The organism is Pseudomonas lalucatii, assembly GCF_018398425.1.
GTDB lineage: Bacteria > Pseudomonadota > Gammaproteobacteria > Pseudomonadales > Pseudomonadaceae > Aquipseudomonas > Aquipseudomonas lalucatii.
Window position 1 is genome coordinate 1,659,923 of record NZ_JADPMV010000001.1, and the last position, 18,952, is coordinate 1,678,874.

Here is an 18,952-nt window from a genome sequence, read left to right on the forward strand (position 1 = left end):
CGCACCCGCGGCCCGCTATCAGGCGTTGGGCGCCAGGCGGCCGAAGGCGCTGTCCAGGGCGGCGATGATGGTGTCCAGCTCGGCCTGGGTGGCGATCAGCGCGGGGCTGAAGCACAGGGTGTTGTTGTACTGCTCGAAGCTGCGGTTGGTGCGGCCGATGATCACCCCCTGGCGCATGCAGTCGGCGGCGATGGCCATCGGCAGGCTCTCGGCCACCGGCTCCTTGGTCGTGCGGTCCTTGACCAGTTCCAGGCCGCAGAACAGCCCCTTGCCGCGCACGTCGCCGATCACCTGGTACTTGTCCTGCAGCTCGCGCAGGCGGCCCAGGAAGTATTCGCCCATCTGGGTGACGTTCTCCAGCAGGCCTTCCTCCTCGATGATGCGCATGTTCTCCAGCGCCGCCGCCGGGCCCGCGGTGCAGCCGCCGAAGGTGCTGATGTCACGGAAGTAGCCCATGCGGTCGTCGGCCTCGCCCTTGAACGCCTCGAACACCGCCTCGGTGGTCACGGTGCAGGAGATCGCCGCATAGCCGCTGGCCACGCCCTTGGCCATGGTGACTATGTCCGGCTGGATGCCGTAGTGCTGATAGCCGAACCACTTGCCGGTACGGCCCAGGCCGCAGACCACCTCGTCGATGTGCAGGAGGATGTCGTACTTCTTGCAGAGCGCCTGGATGGTTTCCCAGTAGCCGGCCGGCGGGGTGATCACCCCGCCGCCGGCGGTGATCGGCTCCAGCACCACGGCGCCGACGGTGTCCGGCCCCTCGGCGAGGATCACCTTCTCCATCTCCAGGGCGGCGCGCACGCCGTAGTCGGCCACCGCGCCGAACTGCGAGCGGTATTCGCAGCAGTGCGGGAACTCGACGAAGCCCGGGGTGAAGGGGCCGTACTGGTTCTTGCGCTCGAACTGGCCGGTGGAGCTCAGGGCGGTGATGGTGGTGCCGTGGTAGTCACGCTCGCGGAACAGAATCTTGTGCTTCTTGCCGCCGTACTTCTTGTGGGCGATCTGCCGCACGATCTTGTAGGCCTTCTCGTTGGCCTCGGAACCGGAGTTGGAGTAGTAGACCCGGCTCAGGCCCGGCATCTTCTCGATCAGCTTCTTGGCGAACAGCGCGCCGGGGATGTTGCCGGCGGTGTTGGCGAAGTAGTTCATGGTCACCAGCTGCTCGCGCACCGCATCGGCGATGCTCTCGCGGCCGTAGCCGACGTTGACGGTCCACACCGCGCCGGAGACCGCATCGAGGTATTCGTTACCCTTGGCGTCCCAGACCCGCATGCCCTTGCCCTTGACGATCATCAACGGGTCGTTCTGCTCCAGCGGCTTGTGCTGGGAGAGGTGATGCCAGACGTGGGCGCGGTCGCTGGCCAAGGCCTCGGCTGCATCGTATTCGTGAGCTGTGCTGTTCATGCTTACCTCCTGACTGGAGCATTTTTATTGTGGGCCGCCGGGCGGGAGAGGAACTCCAGACACCGATAGGTCGACGGCGGCGACGACGCTGCGCATCGCGATGCGGCACGCGCCACGCCACCCTTGCTGACGAAACTAAGAGCAAGCCGCAGGCGCAGTTAGAACCAGTTGTTGTCCGCCCGTGATGCCAGCCCCCGGCGCGGCACTGGACCAGTGCCGCGGCCGCGACTGGCCCTTCAAGGACGCCGCCGACGCGCCAACCATGCAGGCACTACAGCCACAAGTGCCCATGCCAGGAGGGGTGGATGATTGACGTGCAGATCAACGGCAAGCGCGAGCGCCTCCCCGATGGCCTCAGCCTGGCGCAACTGCTGGTCCGCCTGGACCTGCAGTCGCGCCGCCTGGCCATCGAACACAACCTGGACGTGGTGCCCCGCAGCCAGTACGCCACGGTGCGCCTGCAACAGGGCGACCGCCTGGAAATCGTCCACGCCATCGGCGGCGGCTGATCGGCGACCACGCCCCTTCCCCTACCCGGAGCCTCTTATGACCATCGCGACCTCAGCCCCCGATCCGCTGCTCATTGCCGGCCAGGCCTTCGCCTCACGCCTGCTGGTCGGCACCGGCCACTACGCCGACCTCAGCGAGACCCGCGCGGCGGTGGAGGCCAGCGCGGCGCAGATCGTCACCTTCGCCGTGCGCCGCAGCAACCTCGGCCAGGACGCCGACCAGCCCAACCTGCTCGAGGTGATCGAACCCGGGCGCTACACCCTGCTGCCCAATACCGCCGGCTGCTACACGGCCCAGGATGCGGTGCGCACCTGCCTGCTGGCGCGCGAGCTGCTGGACGGCCACGACCTGGTCAAGCTGGAGGTGCTCGGCGACCGCCAGACCCTCTACCCGGACATCGGCGAGACCCTGATCGCCGCCCGCCAGCTGGTCGAGCTGGGCTTCAGGGTGATGGTCTACACCAGCGACGACCCGCTGGTGGCGCGGCGCCTGGAGGAGCTCGGCTGCGTGGCGGTGATGCCGCTGGGCGCGCCGATCGGCTCCGGCCTGGGCATTCGCAACCCCTACAACATCCGCCTGATCGTCGAGAACGCCAAGGTGCCGGTGATAGTCGATGCCGGCGTCGGCACCGCCTCGGACGCCGCCATCGCCATGGAACTGGGCTGCGCCGGGGTGCTGATGAACACCGCCATCGCCCGTGCCCGCGAGCCGATCCGCATGGCCCAGGCGATGCGCAAGGCGGTCGAGGCCGGCCGCGAGGCCTACCTGGCCGGGCGCATGCCGCGCCGGCTCAGCGGCGACGCTTCCTCGCCGCTTAGCGGGCTGTTCCTCTAGCCGCTCAGCCGCGCCGCCGCAGGCGGCGCCCGGGCCTCAGACGCCGGCCGCCGGCAGGGCGAAGGACGCTGCCAGCTGCGCGGCGGCGGCCTGCAACTGGGGAATGTACTCGATCAAGTCGTTCAGGCTCTTGCGCGCCGTGGGCGCATGGCAGGCCAGCGCCGCCACGCAGTGCCCCTCGGCATTTCTGATCGGCACCGCCACGGCCACCATCCCCCTGACGAATTCCTCGCTGTCGAGGCCCACGCCGCGCGCCTGGACCCGGCCCAGTTCGCTCTCCAGCAGGTCGACATCGGTAATGCTGCGGTCGGTCTGCGGGCGCAGTTCGAGGCGTTCGAGCAGCGCGCGGCGGCGCTCGCCCGGCATCTCGGCGAGGAACAGCTTGCCGCTGGCGGTGCAGTGCAGCGGCACATGGGTACCGGGCTGTACATGCAGGCGCAGGGGCTCGCTGGTTTCGACGCGATCGATATAGATCACCTGATCCCCGTCCAGCGCCGTCAGGTTGCAGGTCTCGCCGAGCTGGCGCACCAGCGCCCGCAGAATCAGGCGGTGCCGCTGCAGCACCACCTCGTTGCGCAGCAGCAGCAGCCCCAGGCGCCCGGCGCGCGGCCCGAGCAGGTAAGTCTTTTCGTCCACCTCGCGCAGCAGATAACCGAGCCGCTCCAGCGCCCCCAGCAGGCGCAGCAGCGTGGCCTTGGGCGCCTCCAGGCGCTCGCTCAGCTGGGCGAGCGACAGGGGCCCGTCGGCCGTGGCGACGATCTCCAGCAACAACAGGGCGCGCAGGCTGCGATCCGGGCCGCTGCCGGCATCCCCGGAAGGCAGCCATTCGGTTTTTGGATCATTTTGTTCCATTATCAAAAAATCCGTATCGAGTTGGACATCGAGCCAAGCCATTCATTTACAAGAAAATACCGAGCAAAACAGGCGCAGCAGCGGCGCGTGGCCTCACTCCAACCCCACGGCTGGCACCACAAAAATGAACCACCTTGTTCTACTTTAATCCTGCTGTTCGGTTTCACGCCTATAAAAACAAGAGGATTTCGAATGTCACGCGCCTATGACTTCGTCGTTGTCGGTGCCGGTTCCGCCGGTTGTGTGCTGGCGAATCGACTCAGCGAGAACGGACGATACAGCGTTTGCCTGCTCGAGGCCGGACCTGCGGATCGCTATCCGTGGATCCACATCCCGATCGGCTACGCCAAGACCATGTTTCACCCCGTCTACAACTGGGGCTTCTACACCGACCCGGACCCCGGCATGAACGGCCGGCGCATCTACTGGCCACGCGGTCGGGTGTTCGGCGGCTGCAGCTCGATCAACGGCCTGATCTATATCCGCGGCCAGCGCGAGGACTACGATGCCTGGGCCCGCGCCGGAAACCAAGGCTGGGGCTGGGACGACGTGCTGCCCTACTTCCGCCGGGCCGAGTGCAATGACCTCGGCCCGGGCCCCACCCGCGGCACCGACGGCCCGCTGTCGGCCTCGAGCATCAAGGCGCGGCACCCGCTCACCGAGGGCTTCATCGCGGCCGCCAACGAGCTCGGGATACCGCGCACCGACGACTTCAACGGCGGCGACCAGGAAGGCGTCGGTTATTACCAGCTGACCACCCGCAAGGGCCTGCGCTGCAGCACCGCGGTGGCCTACCTGCGCCCCGCCAAGCGGCGCGCGAACCTGACCATCGAGGCCCTCGCCCAGGCGGAGAAGGTGCTGTTCGAGGGCAATCGCGCCGTTGCCGTACGCTACCGGCAGAACGGTCAATCGCTGATCGTGCGCGCCAGGCGCGAGGTGATTCTCAGTGCCGGGGCGCTGCAGTCGCCGCAGCTGCTGCAGCTGTCCGGCGTCGGGCCGGCCGAGCTGCTCAAGCAGTTCGACATAGCCCCGGTGCATGTCCTGCCCGGCGTGGGCGAGAACCTGCAGGACCACCTGCAGATTCGCCTGATCTACGAGTGCAACCAGCCCATCACCACCAACGACGAGCTGCGCTCGCCGCTGCGCAAGCTGCGCATGGGCCTGCAGTGGTTGCTGACCCGCAGCGGGCCGCTGGCCATCGGCATCAACCAGGGCGGACTGTTCACCCGGGCGCTGGCGCAGAGCAGCACTCCGGACATCCAGTACCACTTCGGTACCCTCAGCGCCGACTCCGCCGGCGGCAGCGTGCACCCCTTCTCCGGCTTCACCATGTCGGTGTGCCAGTTGCGCCCCGAGAGCCGCGGTTACGTGCGCATCACCTCCAGCGACCCGCAGCAGCCGCCGTCGATGCAGCCCAACTACCTGTCCACCGAACTGGACCGCCAGACCGTGATCGCGGCCGTGCGCCTGACCCGCCAGCTGGCCGCGACGGGACCGCTCAAGCGCCTGATCCGCCGCGAGTACCGCCCCGGTAGCGAGCAACAGAGCGACGAGCAGATTCTCGAGTTCTGCCGCCAGTACGGGGCGACCATCTTCCACCCGTCCGGCACCTGCAAGATGGGCAGCGACCCCCTCGCGGTGGTCGACGCGCGCCTGCGCGTGCACGGCCTGCAGGGGCTGCGAGTGGTCGACTGCTCGATCATGCCGACCCTGGTCTCGGGCAACACCAATGTCCCGGTGGTGATGATCGCGGAGAAGGCCAGCGCGATGATTCTCGAAGACTGCCTGCAGGCCGACGCCCCGGCGCCCAGGGCCGCTGCGACGGCCCCCGAACTGAGCACGCTCGCCTCCTAATGGAAGCCTGAAGGGAGCGCGCCAGCCGCGCTCACCATCCATACAAAGACAACAATAGGAATACTGACATGTCCACGCCCAACCCCGTGCGCAAGGTCGTTATCGCAAGTGTCATAGGCGCCACCATCGAGTGGTACGACTTCTTCCTCTACGGCGTCGTCGCCGGCATCGTGTTCAACCAGCTGTACTTCCCGGCCGACGACCCGCTGGTGTCGACCATGCTGGCCTATGGCACCTTCGCCGTCGGCTTCCTCAGCCGCCCCATCGGCGGGGTGATCTTCGGCCACTTCGGCGACAAGATCGGCCGCAAGAGCATGCTGGTCATGACCATGATGATCATGGGCGTGGCCACCTTCCTCATCGGCCTGGTGCCCAGCTACGACAGCATCGGCATCTGGGCGCCGCTGCTCCTGCTGCTGCTGCGCATCTTCCAGGGCATCGGCCTAGGCGGCGAATGGGGCGGCGCGGTGCTGATGGCCTTCGAGTACGCGCCGAAACACCAGCGCGGCTTCTACGCCAGCCTGCCGCAGATCGGCCTGGCCATCGGCCTGTGCCTGGCCTCCGGAGTGGTGGCGGCGCTCTCCTACAGCCTGACCGAAAGCCAGTTCCTCGACTGGGGCTGGCGCATCGCCTTCCTGCTCAGCGCCGCCCTGGTCTTCCTCGGCACCTGGATCCGCCTGAACGTGATGGAGAGCCCGGAGTTCGCCAAGGTCAAGGAAGCCAACGCCGAGGCCGCCATTCCCTTCGTCGACATGATGAAGCGCTATCCGAAGAACGTGCTGGCCGGCATGGGCGCGCGCTATATCGACGGGGTGTTCTTCAACGTGTTCGGCGTGTTCTCGCTCAGCTACCTGACCCAGACCCTCAACCTGCCGCGCTCCGAGGCGCTGATCGGGGTGATGGCCGCCGCGGTGGTGATGTGCTTCACCATCCCGCTGTTCGGTGCCCTGTCCGACCGCATCGGCCGCACCCGGGTGTACTTCTGGGGCGCGCTGATCACCGCCTTGTCCGCCTTCCCGGCCTTCTGGCTGATGACGACCAGCGGCGGCGACATGTTCATGATCTGGATGGCTATCGTGATTCCGTTCGGCATCTTCTACGCCGCGGTCTACGGCCCGGAGGCCGCGCTGTTCTGCGAGCTGTTCGACGCCAAGGTGCGCTACACCGGAATCTCCTTCGTCTATCAGTTCTCCGGCATCTTCGCCAGCGGCCTGACCCCGATCATCGCCACCGCGCTGATGCGCAGCAGCGATGGCGAACCCTGGAGCACCTGCTTCTACGTGCTGTTCGCCGGCGCCGTCAGTGCCTACTGCGCCTGGTGGATCGGCAAACGCAAGGGCGAACAGGTGGCCCATGAGGAGGTCGGCATCACCGCCAGCACCGCCACGTCCTGACCGCCCAACCCGCTGCCCCCTGCCCTTCGCCCGGCGCCTCGCCGGCCGAAGGGTTTTTTATGCGATGCGCCGGGCGGGTGGCGCATGCCACGCCGCTCGCCCGCGCTGGCGAGCCACGCCCGCAACGCCAAGAGCCAGGGCTCCCGCCCTGGATACAGGCCCCCGCTCCACTCGATGCCTCGGCGCCCGGCGGGCCACAGGCCAGCTAGCCAGCTGCCGGAAGGCCCCATCCCCGGTTCGCCCCTTGGCCGTTGGCCGCGAGGGCTGTCCCGGACGGGTCGACAACTCCCCAGACCGAGACCTAGCCCCGCCCGGAGCCTATGCGGCACGTACGGCTGCGGCCAGGCACTGAGCACCGTCGCGCGTCACGGTCTGCCTGCCCGCGCGCCCGGCGAAAGCGACGACCCCCTGCCGCGCCACTGGCGCGGCAGGGGCGTGGAGCGTGGGACGTGGGGAGATGGGGAGATGGGGAGATGGGGAGATGGTGGTGCCGGGGGCGGACAAGGGCGAGCGAGGCCGGGTCGCGATCATCGCCGCCGCCACCGGCGGAGCGACGGCAGCGGTGGCCGCCGACCGCTCGGCGCGCCCAGCACTGCCCGGGGACACCGGGGCCAGAACGAGCATGGCCCACTGGCCAGCCGAACCCGAACCGCCATTGCGACGGTCGATGATTCTGCTGGCCAGTGGGCCATTCGGCTTGGCTGGGAAACGAGCAACCCCGCTCCTTGCGGGAGCGAGGCCGCCGGCCCATCAGCCCTCGTAGTTCCCTCTCGGGCGCAGGTTCTGCGGATCGAAGGCCGGCGCCTTGATCACCCGGGCCGCACGCCGCTGGCCGAGGATCAGCACGCTGAGCGCGGTGCCGACGGCCGCCTGATCGGCCTGCACATAGGCGAACGCCAGGCTCTTCTGCACACAGTGGCCGTAGCCACCGGAGCTGACCACGCCGACCACCTTGTCACCGGCGAGCACCGGTTCGAAGTTGAAGGCATCGGCCCCCTCGGCGTCGACTTCCAGGTAGGCCAGTTGCACCTTCACACCCTGCTCGCGCTGCTGCACCAGGGCTTCGCGACCGACGAAGTCGCGCGCGTCGGTCTTGACGAAGAAGCCCAGCTTGGCTTCCAGCGGGGTGTTCTCGCAGGTCAGCTCGTGGCCCCACATCGGATAGGCCTTCTCCAGGCGCAGCGAATCCATCGCCCGCGTGCCGAAGTTGCGCATGCCGAACTCGGCGCCCGCCTCGACCAGGGCATCGTATAGGCCCAGTTGATACTCGATGGGGTGGTGCAGCTCCCAGCCCAGTTCGCCGACGTAGTTGACCCGCAGGGCCCGTACCGGGGCGCCGGCCACCGAGATCTCCTGGGCGCTGAGCCAGGGGAAGGCCTCGTTGCCCAGATTGCTAGAGGTCAACTGGCTCAGCACTTCACGGGCCTTGGGCCCCGCCACGACCAGGGTGCCGTAGCGCGCGGTGACGTCGTCGAGGCGCACCGAGCCGTCGGCCGGCAGGCGGCGGCGCAGCTCGTCCCAGTCGTGCACCTGGGCGGCGGCGGCGCTGATCAGGTAGAAGCGCTCGGCCGCCAGGCGGGTGATGGTGAACTCGCCGAGGATCCGCCCCGAGGGGGAGACCATGTAGGTCAGGGCGATGCCGCCCACCTCGGCGGGCAGGCGATTGGTCGACAGCCGCTCCAGATAGGCCACCGCCCCCGCCCCCGACACCTCGAACTTGGCGAAGGCCGACAGGTCCAGCAGGCCGACCCTCTCGCGCACCGCGCGGCACTCCTCGCCGACGGTCTCGAACCAGTTGCTGCGGCTGTAGCTCAGTTCGTCGCGCGGCGCCATGCCGGCCGGGGCGAACCAGTTGGCGCGTTCCCAGCCGAAGCGGGCGCCGAACACCGCGCCATTTTCCTTCAGGCGGCTGTAGATCGGCGTGGTCTTGGCCGGACGCGCCGCCGGGCGGTTCTCGTACTCGTAGGGCAGGCCGTTGGCGTACTCGTGGGCATACACCTCGGTGGCCTTGGCCACGGTGTAGCGGGCATTGGCGTAGTCGCCGAAGCGGCGCGGGTCCAGCTCGTTGAGATCGATCTCCGGATGGCCGTCGAGGATCCACTGGGCCATGAAATAGCCGGCGCCGCCGCCCTGGACGATGCCGAAGTTGAAGCCGGAACAGACGAAGTAGTTGTCGAAGCCGGCCACCGGGCCGATCAGCGGATGGCCGTCCGGGGTATAGGTGATCGGACCGTTGATCACGGTCTGCACGCCGGCTTTCTCCAGCAGCGGGATCTGCTCCATGGCCGTGGCGATGATGTCCTCGAGGCGGTCCAGCGACGGCTCGAACAGCTCCTGGCCGAAGTCCGGCGGCACGCCGTCGGTCCAGCACGGCAGGCCGCCGGGCTCGTAGGGGCCGAGGATGAAGCCGTTGCGTTCCTGGCGCAGGTAGTAGGACACGTCGGGGTCGCGGACCATGGGCAGTTCGCGACCGCAGTCGGCGACTTCCTGCAGGCCTTCGGTGACCAGGTACTGGTGCTCCATCGAGGCGATCGGCAGCTGGTGGCCGATCATCGCGGCGATCTCGTTGGCGCGGAAACCCGCGGCGTTGACGATGATGTCCGCGGTGATGGTGCCCTTGGCCGTGTCCACCTGCCACAGGCCGTCGGCCGTGCGGGTGATGGCGCTGACCGGGCTGTTGCGGTAGATCTGCGCACCCAGGTCGCGGGCGCCCTTGGCCATGGCGTTGGTCACGCTGGTCGGGTCGATGTGGCCGTCGTCCGGGTCCCACAGGCCGCCCACCAGGTCGTGACTCTCGAGGAACGGGTGGTATTGCTGCAGTTCCTCCGGCTTGAGCAACTTGAAGTCGAGCCCGCAGGAATCGGCCATGCCGGCGACCCGCTGGAATTCCTCGAAACGCTCCTGGGTATGCGCCAGGCGCAACGCGCCGCTCTTGTGGTGGCCCACCGCCTGGCCGGTCTCGGCTTCCAGGCGCTGATACAGGGCGATGCTGTACTGCTGCAGGCGCATCACGTTGAGGCTGGTGCTGAAGTGCGGCAGGTTGCCCGCCGCGTGCCAGGTCGAGCCGGCCGTCAACTCGGTTCGCTCCACCAGGGCGATGTTGTCGCAGCCCCTCTTGGCCAGATGGTAGAGCGTGCTCACCCCGGCGATGCCACCGCCGATCACCAATACTTTTGCATGCGTCATCATGTCTTCGTTCTCCGGAAACGGTCTCAGGAAATCTGTTGAACTGGGGTTTAACCGCGGCCTTTGCTCTTCCACGGGATCAGCTTCTGCTCCAGGCGGCGCATGCACAGGTCGATCATGAAGCCGACCACGCCCATCAGGATCACCCCCATCAGCACTATGTCGGTGTTCAGGTAACGGCTGGCATTGAGCACCATCCAGCCCACACCGGAGGTGGCGGCGACCATTTCGGCGGCCACCAGGGTGCCCCAGCAGACGCCCATGGCGACGCGCATGCCGGTGAAGATCTCCGGCAGGGCATTGATCAGGATGACGTGGCGCAGGATCTGCCAGCGGCTGGCGCCCAGCGAGTAGGCCGCGTGGATCTTCTCGATGGCCACGCTGGCGACGCCGGCCCGGGCGCTGATCACGATGATCGAAAAGGTCGCCAGGAACAGCAGCAGCACCTTGCCGCTGTCGCCGATGCCCATCCAGATGATCACCAGCGGCACATAGGCCAGCGGCGGCACCGGACGGTAGAACTCGATCAGTGGGTCCATCCAGCCCTTGATGACCTTGTTCAGGCCCATGCCCAGGCCGACCGGAATACCGAGCAGGCAACCCAGGCCGAAGCCCGCCAGGACCCGGTACAGGCTGATGCCCAGGTGCTCGGCCAGGGTGAAGCCCTTGTAGCCCTCGGTGGCGATCAGGACGAACTTGTTCCACACCGCTTGCGGGCTCGGCCAGAACAGCGGCGAGACGATCTCGGCCATGGAGACCAGCTGCCAGATGAGTGCCGTGGTCAGCACCGACAGCACCCCCCAGATGGCGCCGCCCTGGACCGCGGCCGGGTCGCCGAAGGTGACGGTCTTGCGCTGGGCCAGGCCGTCGGTGTTCCACAGCCGGTACAGGAAAAACATGCGTTTCTTGCTTACATTGGCTTCAGACATGATTCATACCCCTGCTGGCGAGAGCTGCTCTTCCATCGACCAGATCATCTCGAGCACCTCCTCGCGGACCGCGATGAACTCGCGACTGGACTTGATCTCGCGCGGGTTGGCGTCCCGCCCCGCGGCGGCGAACGGCAGCTGAAACTCCTTGACGATATGCCCCGGCCGAGGCGCCATCACCACCAGGCGCGAGCCGAGGAAGATCGCCTCCTCCACACTGTGGGTGATCACGAACACCATCTTGCGGGTCTCCTGCCAGAGCTTGAGCACCAGGGTCTGCATCTTTTCCCGGGTCAGCGCATCCAGCGCGCCGAGGGGCTCGTCCATCAGGATCACGTCCGGGTTGTTGGCCAGGCAGCGGGCCAGCGCCACGCGCTGCTGCATGCCCCCGGACAGGTTGTAGATCGGCGTATCGCGAAAGCCGTCCAGACCGACCAGGCCGAGCAGCTCGTCGACCTTCGCCGCGCATTGGCGGGCATCGACGCCCGCCATGCGCGGCCCGAAATTGATGTTCTCGCCGACGCTGAGCCACTCGAACAGCGCGCCGTGCTGGAACACCATGCCGCGATCCTGGCCGGGCCCGGCGATCTCGCGGCCGTCGACCAGGACCTTGCCCGCCGTCGGGCTCAGGAAGCCGGCGATGATGTTGAGCAAGGTGCTCTTGCCGCAGCCGGACGGACCCAGGACGGTGACGATGTCCTCCTGGCTCATGGAAAAATTGATATTTTCGAGCGCCCTGACCGGCTGACCATCGCTGCCGTCGTAGGTCATCGACACGCCCTTTACACACAATTCACTCACAGCCTTTCCCCTTGCAGACGAATGTCATGGAACCCTTAGGCAGGGCAGGTAGCCGGGCTCGGCCCGCGCACGCGCGATCGGGCCCGGCCGCCAGGTGCACTAAGGTGCGGTGGTGTCGGTGTAGTAGCCGGCCTTGACGTAGGGGCTGTAGTCGTCCAGCGCCTTGTCCATCTCGCCGTTGGCGACCATCACATCGGCAACGCCTTTGAGGAACGCGGGCACGTCCTTGCCCAGCCAGGCCTGGCTGAGCTGCTCTTCACGCTTGGGGAAGCCGAACTTGGCCATGATCGAGCGGGTCTGCTCTTCGGAGATACCGGCCTTCTTGCTGATGATCGCCGTCGCCTCGGCGGCGTTGGCCTGGTAGAAGTCGGTGGACCGGTCCACCGTCGAGAGGAATGCGGAGATCTTCTCCGGGTTCTGCTTGGCGAAGTCGCGATTGACCACGATCACGTCGAACACCTTCAGCCCCCAGGACTCCTGCTCCTTGGCACTGACCAGCAACTCGCCGTTCTTCAGCATGCTGGACAGCGCCGGCTCCCAGCCGCAGCCCAGGTCCACGTCGCCACGGGTCATCGCCGCGGCCACATCCGGCGGCGCCATGTCGACCACCTTCATGGTGCCGACATCGACGCCGACGTTCTCGAAGGTCTTCAGCATCTTGTAGTGCGACACGGTGCCGAACGGCACGCCGACGGTCTTGCCCTTGAGGTCGAGCGGCGAGGCGATGCCGCTGCCATTGCGCACGACGCAGTTGTCGTTCTCCGAGTAGGTCACCGCGACACCCACCAGGTCCAGCGGTGCGCCTTGGGTGACTGCAATAACAAAGGGGATGACGCCCATCGAATAGGCGACCTGAACATCGCCCGAGAGCATCGCCGCCGCCATGGCGGCGCCGGTGTCGAACTCGCGGAACTGTACGTCCATGCCCACGGCCTCGTTGAACCAGCCCTTCTCCTCGCCGACCTGGTGGGTGGTGGGCCAGCCCGGAAAGTAGGCGACCGTAAGGTCTGCGGCCTGGGCGTACGCCCCCATCATCAACGCCAGCACGGAGCCGCAGAGGCCCCTACGCAGCAGGCGCCCGGGAGTGCTGCTCGGTTTGCGGTGGTAGCTCATAACGTATTCCTCACTGTTTATATTGTTATCAGAGAGTTCAGTGCGGCATCGAAGGCCATGCAGCCACGCCACGAGCAAGAGACTAACAGAAAAAAATAATCTCAAAATGAAAATTACAAATTAATTTTCACTTAAAAGCCGGTTGATTATTCTATTTACCATGCGCACATGAAAAACAAGCACTTAGCTTGTCCCATGAGCCGGCATGCCTGTGGCCAGGCTCGGCAGGGGTGGTCGCGGGGCGACGGCGGGCGTCCGCAAGGGCGGTCGAGGGCGGGGTTCGAGCGGCCCGATCGAGGCCGCAGCATCCGAGGCGGCCAAGGCCGGCAGCGGCGCGGACCACGGCCGTCTCGGGCAGTGACGGCGGGGATTCGGGACAGCGGCCAGGAGGCTCCGGCCGCTGCGGGCTCAGGCGCCACAGGGGCTAGGTTGGGCCGCCCCTGGAGGACGGGCGGTCGGCCGCGCGGCGGTGGGCAGCGATCAGTATTCGACGCCCGTCATCACCCAGATCACCCGGGTCTCGACATCACCCGGGTTGTAGATCAGGTGGGGCTCGTCGCCGGTGATGGCGAAGCTGTCGCCGGGACCGAGGAGGAAGGTCTGCTGGCCGATCTTCAGCTCCAGGGTCCCCGCCTCGACATAGCCGGCCTCCTCGCCCTTGCGCTGGCGTGGCTCCTTGCCACCGCTCGCCCCGGGGGCGAGGCGCGTCATGATCAGCAGCAGCTGACCACTCAAGCGGGGCGACAGCAGTTCTTCGCGAACCCCGATCCCGGAGAAGGTCATCGAGCGCCGGTGATCGGCGCGGACGAGGTACTCGCGCTCCTCGGTGGGAATCTCATCGTCCCCCTGGAAGAACCAGCTGACCCTGACCCCCAGTATCTCGCTGATCGCCTGCAACACGCCGATCGGCAGGGATGAAACGCCGCGTTCGACCTGGCTCAGATAGCCGACGGAGCGGTCCAGCTTCTCCGCCAGGGCCGCGAGGGTTATCCGCTTCGATTTGCGCAGGTCACGGATCTGCCGGCCGATCCGCAGACTCTCGGGGTCGGTTCCGTTGCCCTTGGCGGGAAGTGGCTCTGACATGAGGAATGCATTGCTCTGTGACGTATGAGTGGACAAAGCATAGCAGAAACCTTGCCACATTAAAAAAACAGGATTTTTTTCATGAATACAGGGTTATCAGAAGTCGATGAAATTCTGCCCCGGCGATGCCTCGGCCCAGTCGCGGCGACCGCCGGCTGTCGGCTTTCAGTCTGCCGCAAGGGCCATCCCACGGCGACGACGCCGTGGATAGCGGGCCGGGACCGACGGCAAGCCGCCGAAAATCGGACCTCGGCACCCTTGTCAAGCAGAACGCCTTGGTGCAGCATAGTGAAAAACAAAACAATTATTTCACGAGGGTGTAAAAATGAAAAATGCGATCTCCGCCGTGGACCCCGATGGCCTCCTCGAATACTCGGTGGTCTACACCGACCGCTCCCTCAACCATATGTCGCAGTCGTTCCAGCGGGTGATGAACGACATCTCCAGTACCTTGAAAGAGGTCTACAACGCCCAGGCCGTGGCGGTCGTACCGGGTAGCGGCACCTTCGGCATGGAGGCGGTGGCCCGCCAGCTGGCCACCGATCAGGAATGCCTGGTCATCCGCAACGGCTGGTTCAGCTATCGCTGGTCGCAGATCTTCGAGATGGGTGGCATACCTGCGGCGACCACCGTGCTGAAAGCCCGTCCGCTGGCGGCGCAGCGCCAGGCCGCCTTCGCCCCGCCGCCGCTCGAGGAGGTGCTGGCCACCATCCGGGCGCAGAAGCCCCAGGTGGTCTTCGCCCCCCATGTCGAAACCTCGTCGGGCATGATTCTGCCCGATGCCTACCTGCGCGCCGTGGCCGATGCCGTGCATGGCGTCGGCGGCCTGTTCGTGCTGGACTGCATCGCGTCGGGCACCTTGTGGATCGACATGCAGGCCTGTGGCATCGATGTGCTGATCAGCGCGCCGCAGAAAGGCTGGAGCGGCTCGCCCTGCTGCGCGCTGGTGATGCTCAGCCAGCGGGGACTCGAGCGCGTCAACGCCACCCAGAGCAGCAGCTTTGCCTGCGACCTGAAGAAGTGGCTGCAGATCATGCAGGCCTATGAACAGGGCGGCCACGCCTACCACGCCACCATGCCCAGTGACGCCCTGGCCCGCTTCCGTGACGTGATGAAGGAAACCCAGGCCTATGGCTTCGAGGCCGTGCGCGCCGAGCAACAGGAACTGGGTGACCGGGTGCGTGCGTTGTTGAGTCGCAGAGGCTTCAAGAGTGTCGCCGCGCCGGGCTTCGAGGCGCCCGGCGTGGTGGTCTGTTACACCGACGATGGCGATATCAAGAACGGCAAGAAGTTCGCCGCCCAGGGCCTGCAGATCGCCGCCGGCGTGCCGCTGCAATGCGACGAGCCGAGCGACTTCCAGACCTTCCGCATCGGCCTGTTCGGTCTCGACAAGCTGAACCACGTCGAACGCACCCTGGCAACCCTCGAGCAGGCCCTCGACGGCGTCCTCGACGCCCGAGCGGCGCTCGCCAGCCCGAATCACTGACAAGACTGAGGTCGATAACAATGAAAATGGTACCCAGACTTACCCTGGCCGACGCCCAGGTCATCATGCAGGCCTGCGTGCGCAAGGCCAGGGAAATCGCCGTCGACATGGACATCGCCATCACCGACGACGCCGGCCACCTGCTGCTGTTCCAGCGCATGGACAACGCCCGCATCACCAGCATCGACATCGCCATGGGCAAGTCCTTCACCGCCTCCGCCGCCCGTAAATCGACCCGCGCCTATGGCGAGGTGAGCGTACCGGGCAAACCGGCCTTCGGCATCAACACCAGCAACCAGGGCCGCTTCTCCATAGTCGCCGGCGGGCTGCCGCTGTTTCTCCACGAACAGATCATCGGCGGCATCGGCTGCAGCTCGGGCACCCCCGACCAGGACGAGATCGTCGCCCAGGCCGGTGTCGAGGCCTTCCAGGCCTATGTCATCAACTGACCGTTAGCAGGCCCCCAGGCGCTGAGCCGTCCACAGCGAGCGGACAGCGCCCCTTCCAGGCGGGCCATGGCCCGCCTTGCTGCAGGAGATAGCACGCAATGTTCGGCAAACAAGATCAAATCCAAGGCTACGACGACGAACTGCTGGCGGCGATGAACGCCGAAGAAGCGCGTCAGGAGCACCACATCGAGCTGATCGCCTCGGAAAACTACACCAGCAAGCGCGTCATGCAGGCCCAGGGCAGCGGGCTGACCAACAAGTACGCCGAAGGCTACCCGGGCAAGCGCTACTACGGCGGCTGCGAGCACGTCGACGTGGTCGAGCAGCTGGCCATCGACCGCGCCAAGCAGCTGTTCGGCGCCGATTTCGCCAACGTCCAGCCGCACTCCGGCTCCTCGGCCAACAGCGCCGTGTACCTGGCCCTGCTCAATGCGGGCGACACCATCCTGGGCATGAGCCTGGCCCACGGCGGCCACCTGACCCATGGTTCCAAGGTCAGCTCCTCCGGCAAGCTGTACAACGCCGTGCAGTACGGCATCGACACCGCCACCGGGCTGATCGACTACGACGAAGTCGAGCGCCTGGCCGTGGAGCACCAGCCGAAGATGATCGTCGCCGGCTTCAGCGCCTACTCCAAGACCCTGGACTTTGCGCGCTTCCGCGAGATCGCCGACAAGGTCGGCGCGCTGCTGTTCGTCGACATGGCCCACGTCGCCGGCCTGGTCGCCGCCGGCCTGTACCCGAACCCGCTGCCCTACGCCGACGTGGTCACCACCACCACCCACAAGACCCTGCGCGGCCCCCGTGGCGGCCTGATCCTGGCCAAGAGCAATCCCGAGATCGAGAAGAAGCTCAACGCCGCGGTGTTCCCCGGTGCCCAGGGCGGCCCGCTGATGCACGTGATCGCCGCCAAGGCGGTGTGCTTCAAGGAGGCCCTGGAGCCCGAGTTCAAGGAGTACCAGGCCCAGGTGATCAAGAACGCCCAGGCCATGGCCAAGGTGTTCATCGAGCGCGGCTTCGACGTGGTCTCCGGCGGCACCGACAACCACCTGTTCCTCCTCAGCCTGATCAAGCAGGGCCTGACCGGCAAGGACGCCGACGCCGCCCTGGGCCGCGTCGGCATCACGGTGAACAAGAACTCGGTGCCGAACGACCCGCAGTCGCCGTTCGTCACCTCGGGCCTGCGCATCGGCACCCCGGCGGTGACCACCCGCGGCTTCAAGGAGGCCCAGTGCGTCGCCCTGGCCGGCTGGATCTGCGACGTCCTCGACCACCTCGGCGATGGCGAGGTGGAAGCCCGAGTCGCCACCCTGGCGGCAGAGCTGTGCGCGGACTACCCGGTCTACGCCTAGAAGGTCCGCGAACGTCGCGATCCGCATGGAGGCCGGGCAAGGACATCCGCTCGCCCTCCCCCAATGCCCCTACCGGAGGCCGGCACATGGCAATCAGTCTGTTCGATCTGTTCAAAGTGGGTATAGGGCCCTCGAGCTCCCATACCGTGGGGCCGATGCGCGCGGCGCAGATGTTCGCCCAACGGCTGCAGAACGACGCGCTCCTCGACCGCGTGGCGCGCGTGCGCACCGTACTCTACGGCTCGCTCGGCGCCACCGGCAAAGGCCACGGCAGCGGCGCGGCGGTGCTGCTCGGGCTGGAGGGGCACGCCCCCGATCTGGTCGACCCGCAGATCATGGGGCCTCGCGCCGAGGCCATTCATGCGCGCGAGCGCCTGTTACTCCTGGGTACCCACGAGATCGCCTTCCAGGCCGAGCACGACCTGGTCTTCCACCGCACGGAATCCCTGCCCTTTCACCCCAACGGCATGATTTGTACGGCGTTCGATCAGACCGGCGACGAGCTGTGCCAGAAAACCTACTACTCGGTCGGCGGTGGCTTCATCGTCGGCGAAGACACCGTCGGCGCCGGCGTCATCCAGGCTGAGACAGTCGCATTGGTGCACGACTACAGGTCGGCGGATGAATTGCTGCGGATCTGTCAGGAGACAGGCCTGTCGATCGCCGAGATCACCCTGGAGAACGAGAAGCTGTGGCGCAGCGAAGCGCAGATCCGCCGCGAGATCCTCGGGCTCTGGCAGGTCATGCAGGACTGCGTCGGGCAGGGTATTAAGAATGAAGGCATCCTCCCCGGTGGGCTGAAGGTCAAGCGCCGCGCCGCCGCCTGGCACCGCGACCTGCAGAACCGCACGCGCATGGACCTGATCACCCCGTCCCTCGGCGCGATGGACTGGGTCAACCTGTATGCCCTGGCGGTGAATGAAGAGAACGCCGCCGGTGGGCGTATCGTCACCGCTCCGACCAATGGCGCCGCCGGGATCATTCCGGCCGTGTTGCACTACTACGTGAACTTCTGCCCGAACGCCGACGAGGAGGGGGTGATCCGCTTCTTTCTCGCGGCCTCGGCGATCGGCTTCCTGTTCAAGGCCAAGGCCTCGATCTCCGGCGCCGAGGTGGGCTGTCAGGGCGAAGTCGGCTCGGCCTGCGCCATGGCCGCGGCGGGCCTGGCCGAAGCCGTCGGGGCCACGCCGCAGCAGGTGGAGAATGCCGCCGAGATCGGCATGGAGCACAACCTCGGCCTGACCTGCGACCCGGTTGGCGGACTGGTACAGGTGCCCTGCATCGAGCGCAACGCCATGGCCGCCATGAAGGCCATCAATGCCGCGTCCATGGCCCTGCGGGGCGACGGCCATCACTTCGTCTCCCTGGACAAGGTGATCAAGACGATGCGCGACACCGGCAGGGACATGCTCGACAAGTACAAGGAGACCTCCCGCGGCGGTCTCGCGGTCAACGTCATCGAGTGCTGATCGGCCCAGACCCCGGCTCGGGGTGGCACGGAGGCCGCCCATTCCCCCCTGCCCCCCGCCGCGCCGCTTCCGGGCGGCGCTCGACAAAGCCGCCAGCGCAATGCAGCCTGCCCCGACCCCACCCGACCAGCCGAGCACCTCGGCCCTGCGCGCGTAGCGCCGTGCGCCAGGACTCCCCCGTGCCATGACCTGCCGCCAGGGCCGGCGCGGCGGTCCACGCACATGCAAAAAAA

Annotated in this window: 15 protein-coding genes; 8 read left to right on the forward strand and 7 right to left on the reverse strand. The window is 66.7% G+C overall.

What is annotated here, in order from left to right; all coding sequences use genetic code 11:
• Positions 1 to 18 precede the first annotated feature (18 nt).
• Positions 19 to 1,407, reverse strand: coding sequence for an aminotransferase family protein (locus I0D00_RS07535; protein WP_213639118.1), 1,389 nt, complete (start codon positions 1,405 to 1,407; stop codon positions 19 to 21).
• A gap of 308 nt (positions 1,408 to 1,715) precedes the next feature.
• Here I0D00_RS07535 and thiS point away from each other — a divergent pair, with 308 nt between their 5' ends.
• Both thiS and I0D00_RS07545 read left to right on the forward strand, forming a co-directional pair.
• Positions 1,716 to 1,916, forward strand: a complete 201-nt coding sequence (gene thiS, locus I0D00_RS07540; RefSeq protein ID WP_213640247.1) for a sulfur carrier protein ThiS — start codon at positions 1,716 to 1,718, stop codon at positions 1,914 to 1,916.
• 37 nt (positions 1,917 to 1,953) lie between these two features.
• The gene (locus I0D00_RS07545) at positions 1,954 to 2,751 is read left to right on the forward strand and encodes a thiazole synthase (RefSeq protein WP_213639119.1); all 798 of its coding nucleotides are present in this window, start codon (positions 1,954 to 1,956) and stop codon (positions 2,749 to 2,751) included.
• 36 nt (positions 2,752 to 2,787) lie between these two features.
• Here I0D00_RS07545 and I0D00_RS07550 read toward each other — a convergent pair whose 3' ends face one another.
• Positions 2,788 to 3,603, reverse strand: a complete 816-nt coding sequence (locus I0D00_RS07550) for an IclR family transcriptional regulator (RefSeq protein ID WP_246533192.1) — start codon at positions 3,601 to 3,603, stop codon at positions 2,788 to 2,790.
• 192 nt (positions 3,604 to 3,795) lie between these two features.
• Here I0D00_RS07550 and I0D00_RS07555 point away from each other — a divergent pair, with 192 nt between their 5' ends.
• Positions 3,796 to 5,457 (forward strand): GMC family oxidoreductase, encoded by a 1,662-nt coding sequence (locus tag I0D00_RS07555; protein WP_213639121.1) that lies wholly within the window; start codon positions 3,796 to 3,798, stop codon positions 5,455 to 5,457.
• A 68-nt stretch (positions 5,458 to 5,525) separates the two neighbouring features.
• Positions 5,526 to 6,851, forward strand: coding sequence for an MFS transporter (locus I0D00_RS07560; RefSeq protein WP_246533193.1), 1,326 nt, complete (start codon positions 5,526 to 5,528; stop codon positions 6,849 to 6,851).
• 750 nt (positions 6,852 to 7,601) lie between these two features.
• Here the strand turns inward: I0D00_RS07560 and I0D00_RS07565 are convergent.
• From I0D00_RS07565 to I0D00_RS07585, 5 genes are all read right to left on the reverse strand, one after another.
• Positions 7,602 to 10,037: a GcvT family protein gene (locus tag I0D00_RS07565; protein WP_213639122.1), complete on the reverse strand. Its 2,436-nt coding sequence runs from the start codon at positions 10,035 to 10,037 to the stop codon at positions 7,602 to 7,604.
• 50 nt (positions 10,038 to 10,087) lie between these two features.
• Positions 10,088 to 10,966 carry an ABC transporter permease subunit gene (locus I0D00_RS07570; RefSeq protein WP_213639123.1) on the reverse strand — a complete coding sequence of 293 codons (879 nt, stop codon included), beginning with the start codon at positions 10,964 to 10,966 and terminating at the stop codon, positions 10,088 to 10,090.
• A gap of 3 nt (positions 10,967 to 10,969) precedes the next feature.
• Positions 10,970 to 11,737 carry a taurine ABC transporter ATP-binding protein gene (locus tag I0D00_RS07575; RefSeq protein WP_215730879.1) on the reverse strand — a complete coding sequence of 256 codons (768 nt, stop codon included), beginning with the start codon at positions 11,735 to 11,737 and terminating at the stop codon, positions 10,970 to 10,972.
• Positions 11,738 to 11,866: 129 nt separating this feature from the next.
• Positions 11,867 to 12,880, reverse strand: coding sequence for a taurine ABC transporter substrate-binding protein (locus I0D00_RS07580; RefSeq protein WP_213639125.1), 1,014 nt, complete (start codon positions 12,878 to 12,880; stop codon positions 11,867 to 11,869).
• Positions 12,881 to 13,360: 480 nt separating this feature from the next.
• Positions 13,361 to 13,963: a helix-turn-helix domain-containing protein gene (locus I0D00_RS07585; RefSeq protein WP_213639126.1), complete on the reverse strand. Its 603-nt coding sequence runs from the start codon at positions 13,961 to 13,963 to the stop codon at positions 13,361 to 13,363.
• Positions 13,964 to 14,288: 325 nt separating this feature from the next.
• On the opposite strand from I0D00_RS07585, the gene I0D00_RS07590 reads away from it, so the two are divergent.
• From I0D00_RS07590 to I0D00_RS07605, 4 genes are all read left to right on the forward strand, one after another.
• Complete coding sequence (locus I0D00_RS07590; RefSeq protein WP_213639127.1) at positions 14,289 to 15,449, forward strand: aminotransferase class V-fold PLP-dependent enzyme; 1,161 nt, start codon at positions 14,289 to 14,291, stop codon at positions 15,447 to 15,449.
• 20 nt (positions 15,450 to 15,469) lie between these two features.
• Positions 15,470 to 15,898: a GlcG/HbpS family heme-binding protein gene (locus I0D00_RS07595; protein WP_213639128.1), complete on the forward strand. Its 429-nt coding sequence runs from the start codon at positions 15,470 to 15,472 to the stop codon at positions 15,896 to 15,898.
• A gap of 98 nt (positions 15,899 to 15,996) precedes the next feature.
• Positions 15,997 to 17,250 (forward strand): serine hydroxymethyltransferase, encoded by a 1,254-nt coding sequence (glyA, locus tag I0D00_RS07600; protein WP_213639129.1) that lies wholly within the window; start codon positions 15,997 to 15,999, stop codon positions 17,248 to 17,250.
• 86 nt (positions 17,251 to 17,336) lie between these two features.
• Positions 17,337 to 18,719, forward strand: a complete 1,383-nt coding sequence (locus I0D00_RS07605; protein WP_213639130.1) for an L-serine ammonia-lyase — start codon at positions 17,337 to 17,339, stop codon at positions 18,717 to 18,719.
• The last annotated feature ends 233 nt before the right edge of the window (positions 18,720 to 18,952 follow it).

Excerpts from the sequence above, each read along its gene's own strand:
- glyA (WP_213639129.1), top strand. The coding sequence starts at position 15,997 with ATGTTCGGCAAACAAGATCAAATCCAAGGCTACGACGACGAACTGCTG.
- I0D00_RS07545 (WP_213639119.1), top strand. The coding sequence starts at position 1,954 with ATGACCATCGCGACCTCAGCCCCCGATCCGCTGCTCATTGCCGGCCAG.
- I0D00_RS07575 (WP_215730879.1), bottom strand. The coding sequence starts at position 11,737 with ATGACCTACGACGGCAGCGATGGTCAGCCGGTCAGGGCGCTCGAAAAT.
- I0D00_RS07585 (WP_213639126.1), bottom strand. The coding sequence starts at position 13,963 with ATGTCAGAGCCACTTCCCGCCAAGGGCAACGGAACCGACCCCGAGAGT.
- I0D00_RS07590 (WP_213639127.1), top strand. The coding sequence starts at position 14,289 with ATGAAAAATGCGATCTCCGCCGTGGACCCCGATGGCCTCCTCGAATAC.
- I0D00_RS07535 (WP_213639118.1), bottom strand. The coding sequence starts at position 1,407 with ATGAACAGCACAGCTCACGAATACGATGCAGCCGAGGCCTTGGCCAGC.
- I0D00_RS07550 (WP_246533192.1), bottom strand. The coding sequence starts at position 3,603 with ATGGAACAAAATGATCCAAAAACCGAATGGCTGCCTTCCGGGGATGCC.
- I0D00_RS07595 (WP_213639128.1), top strand. The coding sequence starts at position 15,470 with ATGAAAATGGTACCCAGACTTACCCTGGCCGACGCCCAGGTCATCATG.
- I0D00_RS07560 (WP_246533193.1), top strand. The coding sequence starts at position 5,526 with ATGTCCACGCCCAACCCCGTGCGCAAGGTCGTTATCGCAAGTGTCATA.
- I0D00_RS07570 (WP_213639123.1), bottom strand. The coding sequence starts at position 10,966 with ATGTCTGAAGCCAATGTAAGCAAGAAACGCATGTTTTTCCTGTACCGG.
- I0D00_RS07580 (WP_213639125.1), bottom strand. The coding sequence starts at position 12,880 with ATGAGCTACCACCGCAAACCGAGCAGCACTCCCGGGCGCCTGCTGCGT.
- I0D00_RS07555 (WP_213639121.1), top strand. The coding sequence starts at position 3,796 with ATGTCACGCGCCTATGACTTCGTCGTTGTCGGTGCCGGTTCCGCCGGT.
- I0D00_RS07565 (WP_213639122.1), bottom strand. The coding sequence starts at position 10,037 with ATGACGCATGCAAAAGTATTGGTGATCGGCGGTGGCATCGCCGGGGTG.
- I0D00_RS07605 (WP_213639130.1), top strand. The coding sequence starts at position 17,337 with ATGGCAATCAGTCTGTTCGATCTGTTCAAAGTGGGTATAGGGCCCTCG.